At 61.6% G+C, this 15462-nt stretch carries 14 protein-coding genes; 1 reads left to right on the top strand and 13 read right to left on the bottom strand.

Annotated elements, in window-relative coordinates; all coding sequences use genetic code 11:
• Positions 1–67: 67 nt before the first annotated feature.
• The 7 genes from CER19_RS09565 to CER19_RS09535 form a co-directional block, all read right to left on the bottom strand.
• Entirely contained in the window at positions 68–949 is an 882-nt protein-coding gene (locus CER19_RS09565; protein ID WP_116666244.1) for a glycosyltransferase, read from the bottom strand.
• Positions 946–2094 carry a glycosyltransferase family 4 protein gene (locus CER19_RS09560; protein ID WP_014716637.1) on the bottom strand — a complete coding sequence of 383 codons (1149 nt, stop codon included), beginning with the start codon at positions 2092–2094 and terminating at the stop codon, positions 946–948. Before CER19_RS09560 ends, CER19_RS09565 begins: the two co-directional genes overlap by 4 nt.
• An 85-nt stretch (positions 2095–2179) precedes the next feature.
• Positions 2180–3586, bottom strand: coding sequence for a PIG-L family deacetylase (locus CER19_RS09555; RefSeq protein WP_116666243.1), 1407 nt, complete (start codon positions 3584–3586; stop codon positions 2180–2182).
• Positions 3583–4479, bottom strand: a complete 897-nt coding sequence (locus tag CER19_RS09550) for a GNAT family N-acetyltransferase (protein ID WP_116666242.1) — start codon at positions 4477–4479, stop codon at positions 3583–3585. Before CER19_RS09550 ends, CER19_RS09555 begins: the two co-directional genes overlap by 4 nt.
• The gene (locus CER19_RS09545; protein ID WP_116666241.1) at positions 4480–6237 is read right to left on the bottom strand and encodes a carbamoyltransferase; all 1758 of its coding nucleotides are present in this window, start codon (positions 6235–6237) and stop codon (positions 4480–4482) included. It abuts the gene before it with no gap.
• A 135-nt stretch (positions 6238–6372) separates the two neighbouring features.
• Positions 6373–6729 carry a YceK/YidQ family lipoprotein gene (locus CER19_RS09540; protein WP_116666240.1) on the bottom strand — a complete coding sequence of 119 codons (357 nt, stop codon included), beginning with the start codon at positions 6727–6729 and terminating at the stop codon, positions 6373–6375.
• 56 nt (positions 6730–6785) lie between these two features.
• On the bottom strand, positions 6786–7112 hold the full coding sequence (locus tag CER19_RS09535; RefSeq protein ID WP_116666239.1) for a YceK/YidQ family lipoprotein: 327 nt from the start codon (positions 7110–7112) through the stop codon (positions 6786–6788).
• 189 nt (positions 7113–7301) lie between these two features.
• On the opposite strand from CER19_RS09535, the gene CER19_RS09530 reads away from it, so the two are divergent.
• On the top strand, positions 7302–9389 hold the full coding sequence (locus CER19_RS09530) for a TonB-dependent receptor (protein ID WP_116666238.1): 2088 nt from the start codon (positions 7302–7304) through the stop codon (positions 9387–9389).
• Positions 9390–9539: 150 nt separating this feature from the next.
• Here the strand turns inward: CER19_RS09530 and CER19_RS09525 are convergent, their stop codons facing one another.
• The 6 genes from CER19_RS09525 to waaC are packed head-to-tail and all read right to left on the bottom strand — an operon-like array spanning position 9540 to position 15462.
• Complete coding sequence (locus CER19_RS09525) at positions 9540–10991, bottom strand: lipopolysaccharide kinase InaA family protein (protein WP_116666237.1); 1452 nt, start codon at positions 10989–10991, stop codon at positions 9540–9542.
• Positions 10991–11743 (bottom strand): lipopolysaccharide kinase InaA family protein, encoded by a 753-nt coding sequence (locus tag CER19_RS09520; protein WP_116666236.1) that lies wholly within the window; start codon positions 11741–11743, stop codon positions 10991–10993. The genes CER19_RS09525 and CER19_RS09520 overlap by 1 nt, the downstream gene beginning before the upstream one ends.
• Positions 11740–12474, bottom strand: a complete 735-nt coding sequence (locus CER19_RS09515) for a lipopolysaccharide kinase InaA family protein (RefSeq protein ID WP_003187993.1) — start codon at positions 12472–12474, stop codon at positions 11740–11742. The genes CER19_RS09520 and CER19_RS09515 overlap by 4 nt, the downstream gene beginning before the upstream one ends.
• Positions 12474–13280 (bottom strand): lipopolysaccharide core heptose(I) kinase RfaP, encoded by an 807-nt coding sequence (rfaP, locus tag CER19_RS09510; protein ID WP_116666235.1) that lies wholly within the window; start codon positions 13278–13280, stop codon positions 12474–12476. The genes CER19_RS09515 and rfaP overlap by 1 nt, the downstream gene beginning before the upstream one ends.
• A complete protein-coding gene (locus CER19_RS09505) occupies positions 13277–14401 on the bottom strand; it encodes a glycosyltransferase family 4 protein (RefSeq protein WP_116666234.1) in 1125 nt (374 codons plus the stop codon). Before CER19_RS09505 ends, rfaP begins: the two co-directional genes overlap by 4 nt.
• Positions 14401–15462 carry a lipopolysaccharide heptosyltransferase I gene (gene waaC / locus CER19_RS09500; RefSeq protein WP_116666233.1) on the bottom strand — a complete coding sequence of 354 codons (1062 nt, stop codon included), beginning with the start codon at positions 15460–15462 and terminating at the stop codon, positions 14401–14403. The genes CER19_RS09505 and waaC overlap by 1 nt, the downstream gene beginning before the upstream one ends.

Below are 15462 nucleotides of genomic sequence, written 5' to 3'. Positions count from 1 at the left end.
CAGGAAGCACGCGTTATCGTTGACGTTTTTCGCGAGCAAGCTCGCTCCTACAGGGTGCGGTGGCGGTTCAGTTTTTGAGTGGTGCCAGATACAACCGCACCAGCCCCCGCAAGGTCTTGCGCCCCCAGAACTTCAAAGGGATCTGCTTGAGAATCTCCCGCGCCAACGGGCGGTCGCGGTCGGCGGTCTTGAGGAACATCGAGTTCAGGAAGTTGTAGCGAACCGTGTCATAGGCCGGGTGTTCGCTGAACTTGGCGTAGGTCTTGAGGATGTTCTGGATCATGTAGCGGTGGTTCTTGTACGTGTTGTTAGCGTGCTGGCGATACTTGGCCATCACCACGTCAAGGGCATCGATGGTGTAGCCCGCCGCCGTGATCTTCAGTTGGATCAGCAAGTCTTCCAGGGGAATCTGTGGGTCGAAACCACCGACCTCCTCCAGCACTTCGCGACGTATCAGCATGGTCGGCGCCGGTGGAAACGGCTTGCGGTCCAGGAATAGGTCGTCGAAATCCAGACGGCGAAATGGCACGTCGCGACGCTGTTTCTTCTCCGGGTGCAGGTTGCCGTCGCCGTCGATCAGTTCGATATTGCCGGCACACATGCCCACCTTCGGCTTGCCGTCCATATACGCCACCTGGGTGGCAATACGGTCCGGCAACATGATGTCATCCGAGCCGAACGGTGCGATCAGGCTGCCCTTGGCGCGAGCAATCGCACCGTTCAAGGTAGCGCTGAGCCCTTGGTTCTGCTGCACCTGGAAATCAAAGCCGTGCTCGGCCTGCAAGCGCCGGATGCGTTCGACGCTGTCATCCTTGGAGCCGTCGTCGACCACCAACAGCTCGATATTGGGGTAGGTCTGCCCCAACACGCTAAGAATGCTTTGCTCGATGTACTGGCCATGGTTGTAGGAAGCGATGATCACCGAGACCAGGGGTTGTTGCTGATTCATGCTCTACCTACTTCACGCAAACCGGTTTCAATCAGGGTCAGGTACTTGTGCTTGAACTCGTCGAGGGTGTGGTTGGCCTCCAGATAGCGGAACACCTCCTCGCCCTTGGCACGCAATTGTTCATCGCTCAAAGCCAGGTAAGTATCCAGGGCTGCAGCCAGTTGTTCGACATTGCCCGGGTCGTGGGACAAGCCGCCCGCGCCCTGCACCAGCGGCAGCATCGCCGGGCCGTTTGAGGCGATCACCGGCAGGTGGCCGCTCATGCCTTCCAGCAAGGCCAGGCCCAGGCCTTCGAACAGCGACGGCATGGTCCAGATATCAAAGCCGCGCACGTACTTCATGCCGTCCTCGCGAAAGCCCAGCAAGTGCGCACGGCCGGTCAGGCCCAGGCGCTCGATGTCGGCACGCAGGTCGGCTTCGGCACGGCCGGAACCAATAATCCCCACCTGCGCTTCAGGGTATTTGTCCTTGAGTGTGGCAAAGGCTTGCAGCAGATGGGTATGACCCTTGATCGGCACGAGGCGGCCCAGCGCGCCGATCATCCGTGCATCCATGGGCAGGCCCAGGGCCTTGCGCGCGTCCTCACGAGACAGCTGCAAAGCCTCTGCCTGGGGAATGTCGATAGCGTTGGTGACGTAGGTGGTGTTCTCACGGGTGAACCCGCAGTTGAGGTCTACCAGGTAGTCCTTGACCGCTTCGGACACACCGACAAAGCGCCACGCCGGGCTGACCCAGCGCTGGGTCTGACGCCGACGGTAACCACGGGCGTACTCGCCAAAGCCGTGGGAGATGCCGATGCACAGCGGGATCTTCAACCAGCGGTTGAGCGACAGCATCATGTTCACTGACTTGAAGCGGTTACAGATGACCACGTCGAACTTCTGCTCGCGGCAGTACTTGTAGATCTGCCACATGGCGCCAAAGCGAATGCCCTTGAGGGACTTCTCCGGCAGCTCGAAATAATGGGAGTGCTCGGCCACGCTCAGGGGCTGGCCGGGCAGCGGGCGCCCACTGAGAAATCCGGAGGTCACCTCGAAGCGCTCAGCCGGCAGGGATTTGACGATTTGCTCACCCAAGTCCGCGAAGTCATGGGTCTTGACGTTGTAGTCCGGCTGTAACTGCAAAACCTTGAAACGAGGCTTCATAACTCTCCATGCAGCAATCTGGCTACGGGCACGCAGCCCGGTAAAAAGGGCGACAGGCGCATAACAGCCTGCCTTCAATCGGCTCTCAGTCCTGCTTCAGGACCCACAACAGCTCGTGACGGCGCACGGCCTTGCGGAAGAATTCGTTCTCGCCGTAGGGCGATGGACTACGGCCCGCCAGCAGTTGCTGCAACCACCTGCGCACTCGACGCTTGAACGGCGCTGGCGGCTGCAGGTCGTGCATCATGCCCAGGGCCATGGCCTTGTCCTGCTGCTGGCTCAAGGCGAGGGCGAAACTGCACGGCACCAGCTCCACAGCGCCATCGAAACGTGGCGGCAGCGCCACGCCAGCGCCGGAATCGCCCATGGGCCAACGGTCGTTATCATGCAGGTGATTGGCGTAGCCGAGCAATGTGTCGGGCTGCCACTCCAGCCCCTGCAAGGCCTCCAGCACTGCTGCGTGGGCGCAGATATGGTCGGCGTGAGGGTCCAGCAACGGCGTGGGCAAGACGATGACCTGGGGCCGCGCCTTGAGCAGCAGCGCCCGCAGGTCGGCGATCAGGTTATGCCAGGTCGGTGCACCATCAGCATCGCCAGGCAAGGCAAAACCATTGAACTGGCGAAACAGCCGCGTATCGGCCAAGTCGGCTTCGCGGGAGGCTTGAGGCTGACCTGGCGCGGCCTGCATCGCTTGCAACTGCATGCAGAAGTACCCCAACTGCACGCACTGCGCCTCGGGCACGCCCGCCCAGCGGGGCACGGCGACGCTGTCCCAGGCCCGCAAACGGCCCTTGAGGCGTGCTGCTTCAGCCTTGGGCAGGCCCATGTGCTGATAATGCTCGGCCTCGATTTCACCAGCCGTCAGCGTGACGATCCAACTTTCAGTCGCCTGGCTGTAAAGGCTGAACGCAGCCAGTTCAGCATCGTCGGCATGGGGCGCGATTACCATCACACGTTGCTGGCGATAGTCCGGCTGGCGAAAGCGCCACAGCGTCGGCTGCCCCTTGATCCGGCAAAAGCGCCCGCGCAATTCGAGCTTGCCCGCGGCCAAGGCTTCGGCGGCGCCGGTCAGGTTCAGATAACGCCGCCCAGCGACGCCGCGCTCGAAGGCTTGCCGGTCCGGGCTTTGCAGGCCCAACAGGTCCACAGCAGGGTCGAAGAAACGCCCCAGCCAGGTACTTTTCAATTCAATACCGACGATCAGGGTTTCATCCGCCGCCAACGGCGCATCCAGCAGCAGCCGGCCCGCCTCCAGGCGCAAGCCGGGCTGTTCGCTGCCGGCCGGGAATGCGTACTCATAGCTGTCTTTGGCCGAGTAAAACAGGTGATCGGCAAACCAGGCTTCATGGGCGGCCCACAGCAGCACCGCAAGGATCAGCGGCAACCACCAGGCGACCAGTACGCCGGTGGCGACCAACACCAGCACGCCGATCAATAGCGCAATACGCTTGTTACGCCGATGGCGCTTGAGCAGTTGCTGTTTGCGGCTCATACGCTGAACACCGGCACCGGGTTGCACCAGCGCTCCTTGTATTCGCGGTCGGAACGCCCGAAGGAGAAGCGCAGCGACTTGTTCGCCGCCCGCGCCTGTTCCCAGGCACTTTGGGTATTGAGAAAACTCAGCACGCTGCCGGGGCTGAATGCACGGGTTTCAGGGTCTACGCCGCCGTTGACATACTCGGCGCTGAACCACTCATTGGACTGCACCTGATACACCAATTGCACTGCAATCGGCGCGTCGTTCAGAAACAGCACCGAGCCGAACAGGAATTCCTTGAGCAACTCCAGCACCTCGGCCAGACGCGCCGCGCCCGCCGCCGGGAAGCCCCAACGGCGCTGGAACAGGTCGCAATAAATCGCCGCCAGTTCTACGCTGGAAAACTCACTGACCGCCCGTACCACGCCGCCCGCCTCTTCCAACAGGCGCAGTTCACGCCGCTGGTTATAGCGAAACTTCTTCGACAGGTCTTCGGGCGTGCGCGCCATGGCCAACTGCTCGGCCTGGGGCTTGAGGGTGCTGACGCGCCCTTGATTGAGCGTCGACAGGTAGCGCGCACGATGCCGCAACGGTACCTGCGCATCGGCAGCAATCGGCAGAATGATCTCGGCGTTGCCCAGGTCAAACAGGCCTTTCTTGCCGCTGCGCTTGAGCACGTCCTTGGACAGCGCCAGGTCGCGCCCCCAGGTGGCGATCGCCCCCTTGAGTTCACCACCTTGCTCCCAGCCCAGGTAGCGCACAGGTATCTGCGCCAGCCCGGCCAATCGCTCGATCACCTGGGGATGGGTCGCCACACTGCCGCCGTAACGCTGCCAGGCCTGGGCGTAAACCTCGGCCTCGACAGGCGTCCAGCCACGTTCACGCCAGCCCTGGAAGCGGTTCAGCATTTAAACCACGGCGTCATAAGGGTCTACGCCGTCCTTGACCACCAGGATGTCTTCCATGATCAGGTACTGCAGGTCCGAGCCGAAGAACATGTTCAGCGCGTCGGTCGGCGAGCAAATCATCGCTTCGCCACGACGGTTGAGCGAGGTGTTCAGGGACACGCCGTTACCGGTCAGCACTTCCAGCTCTTTCATCATGTCGTAGTAGCGCGGGTTGTATTCGCGCTTGAGCACCTGGGCGCGGGAAGTACCGTCTTCGTGCACCACTTCCGGTACGCGGGTCTTCCACTCTTCGGCGACTTCAAAGGTGAAGGTCATGAACGGCGCCGGGTGATCGACCTTGATCATCTGTGGGGCCACGGTGTCGAGCATCGACGGGCAGAAAGGCCTCCAGCGCTCGCGGAACTTGATCTGGTGGTTGATGCGATCCGCCACGCCGGTCGCACTTGGGCAACCGATGATCGAACGACCGCCCAAGGCACGCGGGCCAAACTCCATGCGGCCCTGGAACCAGGCTACCGGATTGCCGTCGACCATGATCTGGGCAATACGCTTAGGCATGTTCTCGATCTTGCGCCAGTTCGGCTTGCTCTCGTGCTTGGCGCACGCGGCAATCACGTCTTCGTTGCTGTAGGACGGGCCGAGGTAGACGTGTTCCATCTTCTCGACCGGTACGCCGCGGGCATGGGACACATAGGCCGCCGCACCGACGGCGGTGCCGGCATCGCCGGAAGCCGGCTGTACGAACAGTTCTTTTACGTCGTCACGGGCAATGATTTTCTGGTTCAGCTTGACGTTCAGCGCACAGCCGCCGGCGAAGGCCAGCTTGCCGGTGTCCTTGAGGATGTCGCCCAGGTAATGGTCGATCATCTGCAAGGCCAGTTTCTCGAACAGCGCCTGCATGCTGGCCGCGTAGTGGATGTACGGCTCGTCGGCGATGTCGCCTTCACGTTTCGGCCCCAGCCACTCGATCAGTTTTGGCGAGAAGTAGAACCCCTTGCCCTTCTCTTTGTAGCGACGCAGGCCGATGACGTTGGCGTAGTCGGTGTTGATCACCAGCTCGCCGTTTTCAAAGGAGGCCAGGCGCGAGAAGTCGTATTTGCTGGCATCGCCGTACGGCGCCATGCCCATGACCTTGAACTCACCGTCGAGCATCTCGAAACCGAGGAACTCGGTGATCGCACCGTACAGGCCGCCGAGAGAGTCCGGGTCGTAGAATTCCTTGATCTTGTGGATCTTGCCGTTTTCGCCGTAGCCGAAGAACGTGGTGGCGTACTCACCTTTGCCGTCGATGCCCAGGATCGCGGTTTTTTCCTGGAAACCCGAGCAGTGGTAGGCGCTGGAAGCGTGGGCCAGGTGGTGTTCAACCGGTTCGATCTTGATTTTCTTCGGATCGAAGCCCAGTTGCTCCAGGCACCAGACAATCTTGTTGCGATAGCGCTTGTAGCGACGGTTACCCATCAGGATCGCGTCGAGGGCGCGGTCCGGGGCGTACCAGTAGCGCTTGGCGTAGTGCCAGCGTGCCTCGCCGAACAGGCTGATCGGGGCGAATGGGATCGCCACCACATCAACGTCCGAAGGCTTGATGCCGGCCTGTTCCAGGCAGAACTTCGCCGACTCGTAGGGCATGCGGTTCTTTGCATGTTTGTCGCGTACGAAGCGCTCTTCTTCGGCGGCTGCAATCAGCTTGCCGTCGATATACAGGGCTGCGGAAGGATCATGGCTAAGGGCGCCGGACAGGCCAAGAATCGTCAATGCCACTGGGGTCTAGCCTCTTTTAGTCTGCATGCAGGCGCATCGCGCCTGAAAAAAGTGTGCTTCCCGCCCGGGCGGGAAACAGCTAAAGGGCGGGATTATAGCTTAAAAGCAGAGGGAAGCTGTTAGCGGCGAGAAGGGCTAGCGGAAGATCTCGATGCTGCCGTCCTTGTTCTGGCGGTAGATCGTATAAGGCAGCATCAGGGTATCCATGACACCAGAGGCGACAAATTCAATCGCGATGATCGGGAAGCCATTGCCTTGGCGATCCAACAGGCTTTGGTCCTTCAGGCTTTTATCCGGTGCGGGCTCGCCATTGAGGGTACAAAAGCCGTAGATCACCCCACTGTAGATACGCGGCACGTTTTCGCAGTGGCTGCGCGACTCCTTGAGGTTCTGGCTGGCCACGGCATCCGGACGGAAGACGGTATTGATCGTTCCGCAACCGGAGACCAATAACAAGGTTGAAACCAGCAGGACTTTGAAACCACGACTCACGGACAACTCCTTTCGTCCAGTAGATGGGCTGGACAGGTGCCTTTATACCCATAGGCTCATGAACGGCCTGGACGCCAATATATGCTGATATTACCGTCGGCCGATTGTCGATAAATCGTATAGGGCAAAACCACCGTATCGGCAACCGCGGACACCGCAATATCTACGAGCACGAACGGTATGAGGAACCCGGTGGGGTCCGGGGCCGCGTGCAGCATGCAGAAATCAAAGGCCACGCCGCTGTAAGCGCGGGGAATGGATTGGCAATAGGTTTTTACGAGCCTGAGCTCACGCGCCGTGTCGCCCTCTTTGCGCATGACGCTATTAACGGTTCCACAGCCGCTTAATAACAGCGCAGCGACACTTATACCCAGTGCAGTCATTATTTTTCTTGTCATATCCTAGCCTCGCAAACGGTCAGCCACGCTAGCACCGAGAGACTGGCTCATTCATCCGAGAAGCACCGCCACATTGCGTGGGAAAAATCCGAAATGGTAAAACTTACCTGACTGTTTAAACTTGCGCACTTTTTGCGCGCCTTCGCTATGCGTGCCCGAGACTCTGGCTGCCTCATGAAAAAAACGCACGCTCGCTTTTCCCTCTTGCTGCCTGGCCTGCTGGCCTTGAGCAGCACAGTGCAGGGCGATGATTCGCCACTGACCCTCGCCCCCACCGTCGTCAGCGGTTCGCGCAGCGCTAGCCCAACGTTCGATTTGCCCTATTCCGTGGACGGCATCAACCGCGAACAGATCAGCGACGGCCAACTCGGCATCAACGCCTCTGAAGCCCTGTCCCGCGTGCCCGGCCTGGTGGTGCAGAACCGCCAGAACTATGCGCAGGACCTGCAAATTTCTTCCCGAGGTTTCGGCGCCCGTTCAGCATTCGGCGTGCGCGGCATCAAGCTGATCGCCGATGGCATTCCCGCCAGTACCCCGGATGGTCAGGGTCAGGCCGCCACCTTCAACCTCGACACCGCCGAGCGCATCGAAGTGCTGCGCGGCCCGGCGGCGACGCTGTATGGCAGCAATGCCGGGGGCGTGATCCAGATGTTCTCCCGCGACGGCGAAGGCCCGCCGCGTATCGGCGCCGAAACCCTGGTGGGCAGCGACGGCCTGAACAAGAACCACCTCAGCGCCGAGGGCGCGGCGAATGGCGCGGGGTTTGTGCTCGACGCCTCGCGCATGGACACCAACGGCTACCGCGATCACAGCAGCGCGCGGCGCGACCAGACCTTCGCCAAGCTCAATGTCGAGCCCGATGACGACAGCAAGCTGGCGCTGATCTATAGCAGCCTGGAGCAGAACGGTACGCAGGATCCACTGGGGCAGACCTGGGCAGCGTACAAGGCAGACCCGCGCTCGGTAAGCGCCAATGCGCTGAACTACAACACGCGTAAAAGTATCGATCACCAGCAATTGGGGATGAATTACGAGCGGTATTTCGGCGCTGCGACCTTGCAGGTCAATGCCTACACCGGGCGACGCAGTGTGATCCAGTACCTGTCGATCCCCAAGGGCACGCCCGCCAACGAACGCGGCGGTGGCGTGGTGCAATTTGACCGTAAGTTCTACGGCGGCAGCGTGCGCTGGATGCAGCCCATCGAAAGCGCGCCTGGCGAGCTGATGATCATTACCGGCCTGGATTTCGACCAAAGCGAAGACAGCCGCCATGGCTATCAGAACTACAGCGGCAACACCCTCGGCGTGAAAGGCCAACTACGCCGCGACGAAATCGACACAGCTCGCAGCCTCGACCCGTATATCCAAGCCAACTGGGCCCTCGACCGCTGGACCCTGCAAGCCGGTATCCGACACAGCACCATGCACATGGACGTTGACGATCAGTTCCTGAGCAATGGCGACGCCAGCGGCAACAAGACCTACCAGAAAAACACACCGTCGATGAGCGTGATGTACGCGTTCACACCCGACCTGCACGGCTACATCAGCGCAGGCAAAGGCTTTGAAACCCCGACTCAGGCCGAGCTGGCCTATGCACCGGGCAACACCGAGGGCTTCAACTTCGGCTTGAAGCCGTCTGAAAGTACGCAATATGAAATGGGTGTGAAAGCGCAACTGAACAACACGCGGATCAACGCCGCCGTTTTCCAGATCACCACCGAGGACGAACTGGTAGTGCAGCAATCCATCGGTGGCCGTACCAGCTACCAGAACGCCGGTCGCACATTGCGCCGCGGCTTCGAACTGGGTGTTGAAAGCCAACTGAGCGACCACTGGAGCACCAGCCTCGCCTACACCCGCCTGCACGCAACCTACGACAGCGACTTTGCCAGCGGCGCCAACACCATCGACAAAGGCAACTACCTCCCCGGCGTGCCACAAACCACCCTGTTCGCAGAACTGAACTGGAAACCACGGGACTGGGTCAGCACCGCCATCGAAGGCATGTACCGCAGCAAGGTCTACGTAGAAGACACCAACCAACAACACGCCGCACCGGCCTACAGCGTCTTCAACTGGCGCGCACGGTTTGAGCAGAAGGTAGAGCACTGGACCTTTCACCAGACCTTGCGCCTGGATAACCTGCTGGGCCGTCAGTATGTAGGGTCGGTGATCGTGGGGGATGGCAATGGCCGCTATTACGAAGCGGCGCCGGGGCGCTCGTGGTATGCGGGGGCCGGGGCGCAGTATCAGTTCTGACCCCAATACCGATCAGTTAAGCGAACACAATGCAAAACAATGAAGATCAAATGTGGGAGCGGGCTTGCTCGCGAAGGCGTCAGCCCAGCAAACACTAATGCTGACTGACCCGCCGCTTTCGCGAGCAAGCCCGCTCCCACAGGGCCCGCTTCAACTGACGACACTGATCTCTTTGGGCAACCGCTGATCAATCACCCGATACAGCGCACTGTCTTGGGGCCAATTGCGCATAAACCGCGCCCGATCCTTGGCGTATGCCGGCGCAAAACTGGCAACAGAACCGTGCTGGCACATGGCATCCAGGTCAATCATCGCCCAGCGCCCGTCATTCCAGAACAGGTTATGGCCCTTGAAATCCCCATGGCTGATGCGCTCGCGGATCAAGTCGGCAAACAACTGGTCCAGTGCCTGCAATTCGCGCTCGGGCGCCTCGCCGCTCTCCACATACGGCGCAAAGCGCTCGATGATGTCTGGCCCAGGCAGGTATTCGGTGACCAGGTAAGCACGGCTGCGCAACCACAGAAACCGTTTCTCCAGCACCGCCAGCGGCTTGGGCGTGGCGAAGCCCAGGAAGGCCAGGCGGTTGCCTTCGCGCCAGGAGTGCCAGGCGCGGCTTGGGCGCCAGAAGCGCTTGAGCCAATGGGCAAAGCCCTTGATGTTGTAGCGTTTGATCACCAGCGGCCGGCCAGCCACGTCGACCTTGGCCACGCTCGCCGCGCCACCGGTCTTGTACAGGTGCCCCTGGTCGAGCAACGCATCGGCTTGCTCAAGCACCGGCACCATCGCGGCTTCTTCTTCGCGGCGGATCGCACGCAAGCCAAAAGCGCCGCGCACCACACTGAACAGCGTGCATTCGCGGCCGGTCTTGTCCAGGTAGTCTCTCAAACGCCAGGCGCTGACTTTACGCACCTGCTTTTCCAGGGCTTGCATTGGCAAGGCGTGTTCGCCGTTGGCCAGCAAGTAATACACCAGCAACTCTTCGGTAAAGGGCTCGAGGTTTTTCGGCAGTTGGGCGAAGAACACACCGAGGTTCTCCAGCACGCGATTGCGCGACAGCGGCTTGCCCGCCTCTTCGACACGAATGCCGGCGCCATCAATCAAATACAGCTTGCCGTCCTTGCGCAGCAAGTTGTCCAGGTGCAGGTCTTCTTGCCACAGGCCCTTGGCATGCATCTGGGCAATCGCGCCCAGCGCTTCGGCGAGCACGGCGGTTTGTTCGTCCGCCAACGGCGGCAGGTTTTCGACGGCAAGCCAAGCGTCGGACAGGCTTTGGGCACCCTCGATAAATTCAAACAGCAGCCAGCCACCCTCGCCGTCCTGCAAGCCATCGGCCAGCAGCAACGGCGTGGTCAGGCCTTGCTCAGCCAACAGACGCACACCCGTGAGCTCACGCTGAAAATGCCGCGCCGCCTTGCTGCCCACCAACAACTTGGCCAACACCGGGCGACCACGCCACACGGCGGCCCCCACGTAGCGCTGCCCAGGCAACACCCGCAGCAGGCTCAGCAATTGCAATTGCCCAGGGCCGGCGGCATCCGCCAGGTCGAGGGTCAGTGGCAGGCTGGGGGTACGCCCAGCCGTTTTCAGCTTGGATAAACGCATCAGCGGTTCTCCTTGTGGCTGCGGCGCGCGGTCAGGCGCTGGTGCCAAGTGGACACCAGGGCACTGTCCTCGGGCTGTTCAAGGTACGCCGCCAGCAGTTGGCGCACCTGCGCATCCGACCATTGCGGCGCGCGGCGCAGCAAAGGTTCCAGGTCCTTGACCCGGTCACGCCAGCCAAACAACAGCGGGCGGGTTTTCTCCAGGTCGATCAACTGCGCGGCGTAACCCTCACCGGCAGGCTGCAGGAAAATATGCTTGGGGTAAAAACAGCCATGCACCTGCCCGACGCTGTGCAGATGACGCGCCAACTTGCCGCACGCCAACAGGATCGCACCGTGCTGGGCTGCGCTCAATTGCGCCCACTGCTCCAGCAACGAATCCAGGTCATTCCAGCCATCCAGCGCACGGGTGAGCAGCATCGCCCGGCGCTCGCCCTTGACCTTGCGCTCACCGAAGAACGCCGCTTGCAAGGCCGGAATTCCCAGCTTTCGATACAGGCTGATGTTGCGAAACTCGCGGGCAAAACTCGGCTCGCCAAACGGGCGGTGCAAGGTGCGCGTGAGGTAGTTGCTCTGGCGCTTGAGGTAGTAACCCTGCCCCTCAAGCTCCAGGCGATACACGCTGCTCCAACCGTCGCCGCTGGTGTTCGGCTCGTCCACCGCATCCAGTTGCTTGGCCCACAGGGCGTCGAAGGTCGCCAGGCCGTTGCGCTCAAGCAGAGCGCGGTCTTCGGCCGCCAGGAAGTCACTCATTCGCGTCCCTCGAAAAACTTCACCACATGGCGAATTCGCTGTTTGTCCGACGCGGTCAGGTGCGCGCGCTGGCGATATTGCAGGTAGAAGCGCAGGCGCTGGGTGGCCGACAAGTGATACTTGGCGACTTTGTCCAGGCAAGCCAGGTCCTTGGTGATGCGGTACTTGAGCCAGAAACCGCGCCAGAAATCACCGTTGGGGCAGTCGATCAGGTACAGGGTGCGCTGGTCGTCCACCAGCAGGTTGCGCCACTTCAAGTCGTTATGGGTGAAGCGGTGATCGTGCATGGTGCGCGTGTATTCGGCGAGCTGGCGGCTGATGCCATCGACCCACCGAGGGTCTTTGAGGCGCTCATCGTGACGCTCGGCCAACACTGACAGATCTTCGGTCTTGGGCAGTTCACGGGTGATCATGGCGCCACGGTTATAGGCCAGGCCCTTGCGGTCCAGGCCCCAGGCCACCACGTCGGCGGTGGGGATGCCCCACTTGGCGAAGCGCTTGAGGTTCTGCCATTCGGACTTCACCCGCGGCCTGCCCAGGTAACGACGCAGGCCCTTGCCGGCACCTACATAGCGTTTGACGTAATAATTGACCCCACCACGCTCCACCCGGATCACCTCCGACAACGGGTCGCGGGTCAGCCGCTCGCCTTGCAGGGCGAACACCGCGTCCAGGCTTCCAAAGTCATCCGCCAGGGCGGCGTAGGCAGGTTCCAGATTCCAACCCGCCATCAGATCGCATCCCCGTATCGTTGTTTACGCGCATACAGCTTTGCTGCCATGCGTTCCAGCGCAGACAACAGCGCGGTTTGCTCCGCCAGGATTTGGCGCAGCGGCTGCTGGAAGTAGGCCTTGAGAAAACGCAGCTTGTCGCGCTGGGTCAAGCCGATCTCCAGCGCGGAGTAATACAGGCCGGCCAGGTCTTTATTGCGCCAGCGCACAGGGATCGTCGCACGCACCTGGGCGCGGTGCAGGTCGATCACCGACAGCTTGAGGTTGTCGACGCTGATGGGCCGGTCGGTGTGCAGCAGGAAATGGCAGAGGTAGCAGTCACGGTGGTTGACGCCGCCCCGGTGCATCGCGCCGACGGTGCGCGCCAGCTCAAGGGTCAAGGCATGCTTGATGGCCGGCACGGGCGGTTGCTTGACCCAGTCCAGGGTCAGGTCTTCCAGGCTGATGATGGGGGTCAGTTCCTGGGTGATGATGAACGAGTGCTGGTCGGCCGGGTTGCTGCCTTTTTCACCGAACGCCACGGCGGTCCTGGTCGGTACGCCAAGCGCTTGCAAGCGCTGGATCGCCACCCACTCCTGGCCCGCGCCCAACACCGGTAATTTGGCGGTGACCAGGTTCTTGAGGATTTCGCCCCAGCCGATCCCACGGTGGATCTTCACAAAATAAGGCTGGCCCTCGACCACCGTACGCAACGTACGGCGAGCGGCCAGCTCGCGGAATACCTGGCCTTCCAGCTTCTCGACCTCGGCGAACGCATCGCGCCCGGCCCAGAGGGTCTTGAAGGGTTCGGCTAGAATCAACTTCATCGGTTTGGCTCCGCCAGAATCAGGTCCGCAGCGTACTGCGGCATGCTAAAGAGGTCGGCCGTCTCGGCGAAGGCCAGACCATTGCGACTCCAGGTCGCACGCGCTTGTGGGTCGTCGAGCATATCGACCAAATACTGGTTGAGCTGGGTTTGCTCGAACGGCTCGTCCAACACCCGGCCGCTCTGGGCCTTGTCGATGTAGAACGCATAGCCGCACACCTGGCTCACCAGTACCGGGAGGCCGGCGACCACCGCTTCGACCAGCACCATGCCGGCCGCCTCGTTGTACGCAGGGTGAATCAACAGGTCCGCCCCCAGCAGGAAACGCGGAATATCATTGCGGCCCTTGAAGAACTGCACCTGGTCGCCCAAGCCCAGCGCCGCGCTCTGCAATTGGAATACTTTGGGGTCGTCCTGGCCGATTACAAATAGCCGGGTGCGTTTCTTCAGCCGCGAAGGCAGGGCGGCCAGCGCCTTGAGGCTGCGGTCGACGCCCTTGGTCTTGAACCCCGAACCGATCTGCACCAACAGCAGATCATCCTCGGCCAAGCCGAATTCAGCGCGGAACTCGGCGCGGATCTCGGCGGCGTTCGGCGGGGCGCGGCGGTCGCGGGCAATACCCGGTGGCAACAGGTGAAAACGCTCGGCCTGGGGGCCGTAATACTGGGTAAACAGCTGCTGCTGATGCTCGGACAACACCATGATTTGCGTCTTGGCGTTTTTATCGAACACGGCGCGCTCGTATTCGGCAAAGTGCTTATAGCGCCCGAACCAGCGATACATCGGGTTGCGCAGGGTCTGGGCCTTGTCCTCGAACACACCATCGGCGGCAAAGTACAGGTCCAGCCCCGGCATCTTGTTGAACCCCACCACGCGGTCCACCGGGCGCTTTGCCAGGTCGGCCTGGATCCAGGCGTAGAGCTTTTCGTTGCGGCGGTGGTTGACCAAGGCCTTGACCGGCGCCACCAGCACCTCAAAGCCTGGCGGGATATCACCTTCCCAGATCAGGGTGTACACCCGAATGCTATGGCCGCGCTGCTGGCATTCCAGGGCGATGCGCATGAAGTCGCGCTGCAGGCCACCGAAAGGAAAGTACTTGTACAGAACAAAAGCCAGTTGCATCAGTGCTGCTCCTCGGCCAGTAACAACGTGCTCAGCCGGCTTGCGACACGCTCAGGGTTCAAGCGCGTGAAGCACAGGGGCGACTCGCGCGCGATGTCGAACCGCCGCAGGTCGTCGGCAGTGGGTTGATAGGTGCACTGTTTTTGCAGGCAAGGCGCACACGGCCAGTCGCTGGCCAAGTGAATCTGGCCTTTGCCGTAGGCGCCGGTAAGGCCTGGGTTGGTGGGGCCGAACAGGGAAATGGTCGGCACATCCAGTGCCGCCGCCAAGTGGCCAAGGCCAGTGTCGACGGCCACGCAGGCACGGGCGCTCGCCAAGACACGGGCCACGCCCGCCAGGTTGAGCTTGGGCAACACTTCGGCGTTGGGCAGGCCCAGGGCCAGGCGTTCGGCCCGCGCCTTTTCGGCAGCGTTACCCCACGGCAGCTTTACGTCCACGCCCAGGCGGCCCATGCGTTCGGCCAGCTCGCGCCAATAGGCTTCGGGCCAGTGCTTGGTGTCCCAAGTGGTGCCGTGCAGCAGCAATACGAATGGTTTTTTCGGCGGCAGGCCGAGCAGTTTTTCGACGCTCAGGCCGTAGTCGCCCAGGCGTTGGGGCAGGTCGTAGCCCAGGGCCACGGCGAACAGCTGGCGCAAGCGCTCCACCGCATGCTGCCCACGGGCCACGGCCAGGCGCCGGGAGTAAAAGCGCGCAGCCAGAGGTTCACGCGCAGAATCTTTGTCGAAGCCGGCGATGGGCGCCCGCACATAACGGGTCAGCCAGGCGCTTTTGAGCAAGCCCTGGGCGTCGATCACCAGGTCATATTGGGTCGACTGTACCGCCTGCTTGAAGCGCCGCCATTCACCGCTCTTGACGGTTTGCCAGAGGTTCTTGCGCCAGCGGCGAATCGCCACCGGGATCACCTTGTCGACCGCCGGGTGCCAGGTGGGGATTTCGGCAAAGCCTTCTTCCACCACCCAGTCGAACCGAATGCCGGGAACTGCCCGCGCTGCGTCAGTGAGAGCCGGCAAGGCATGGATCACGTCGCCCAGGGATGAGGTCTTGATTACCAGAACCCGCAA

This window comes from Pseudomonas sp. GL93 (genome assembly GCF_003408955.1).
Classification (GTDB): domain Bacteria; phylum Pseudomonadota; class Gammaproteobacteria; order Pseudomonadales; family Pseudomonadaceae; genus Aquipseudomonas; species Aquipseudomonas paracarnis.
The sequence above is the reverse complement of the archived record's forward strand: the minus strand, read 5'-3'. Positions and strand labels throughout refer to the sequence as shown.

Bases quoted from the DNA above. Each gene is read 5' to 3' on its own strand.
- CER19_RS09565 (WP_116666244.1), bottom strand. From the start codon at position 949: ATGAATCAGCAACAACCCCTGGTCTCGGTGATCATCGCTTCCTACAAC.
- CER19_RS09560 (WP_014716637.1), bottom strand. From the start codon at position 2,094: ATGAAGCCTCGTTTCAAGGTTTTGCAGTTACAGCCGGACTACAACGTC.
- CER19_RS09555 (WP_116666243.1), bottom strand. From the start codon at position 3,586: ATGAGCCGCAAACAGCAACTGCTCAAGCGCCATCGGCGTAACAAGCGT.
- CER19_RS09550 (WP_116666242.1), bottom strand. From the start codon at position 4,479: ATGCTGAACCGCTTCCAGGGCTGGCGTGAACGTGGCTGGACGCCTGTC.
- CER19_RS09535 (WP_116666239.1), bottom strand. From the start codon at position 7,112: ATGACTGCACTGGGTATAAGTGTCGCTGCGCTGTTATTAAGCGGCTGT.
- CER19_RS09530 (WP_116666238.1), top strand. From the start codon at position 7,302: ATGAAAAAAACGCACGCTCGCTTTTCCCTCTTGCTGCCTGGCCTGCTG.
- CER19_RS09525 (WP_116666237.1), bottom strand. From the start codon at position 10,991: ATGCGTTTATCCAAGCTGAAAACGGCTGGGCGTACCCCCAGCCTGCCA.
- CER19_RS09520 (WP_116666236.1), bottom strand. From the start codon at position 11,743: ATGAGTGACTTCCTGGCGGCCGAAGACCGCGCTCTGCTTGAGCGCAAC.
- CER19_RS09515 (WP_003187993.1), bottom strand. From the start codon at position 12,474: ATGGCGGGTTGGAATCTGGAACCTGCCTACGCCGCCCTGGCGGATGAC.
- rfaP (WP_116666235.1), bottom strand. From the start codon at position 13,280: ATGAAGTTGATTCTAGCCGAACCCTTCAAGACCCTCTGGGCCGGGCGC.
- CER19_RS09505 (WP_116666234.1), bottom strand. From the start codon at position 14,401: ATGCAACTGGCTTTTGTTCTGTACAAGTACTTTCCTTTCGGTGGCCTG.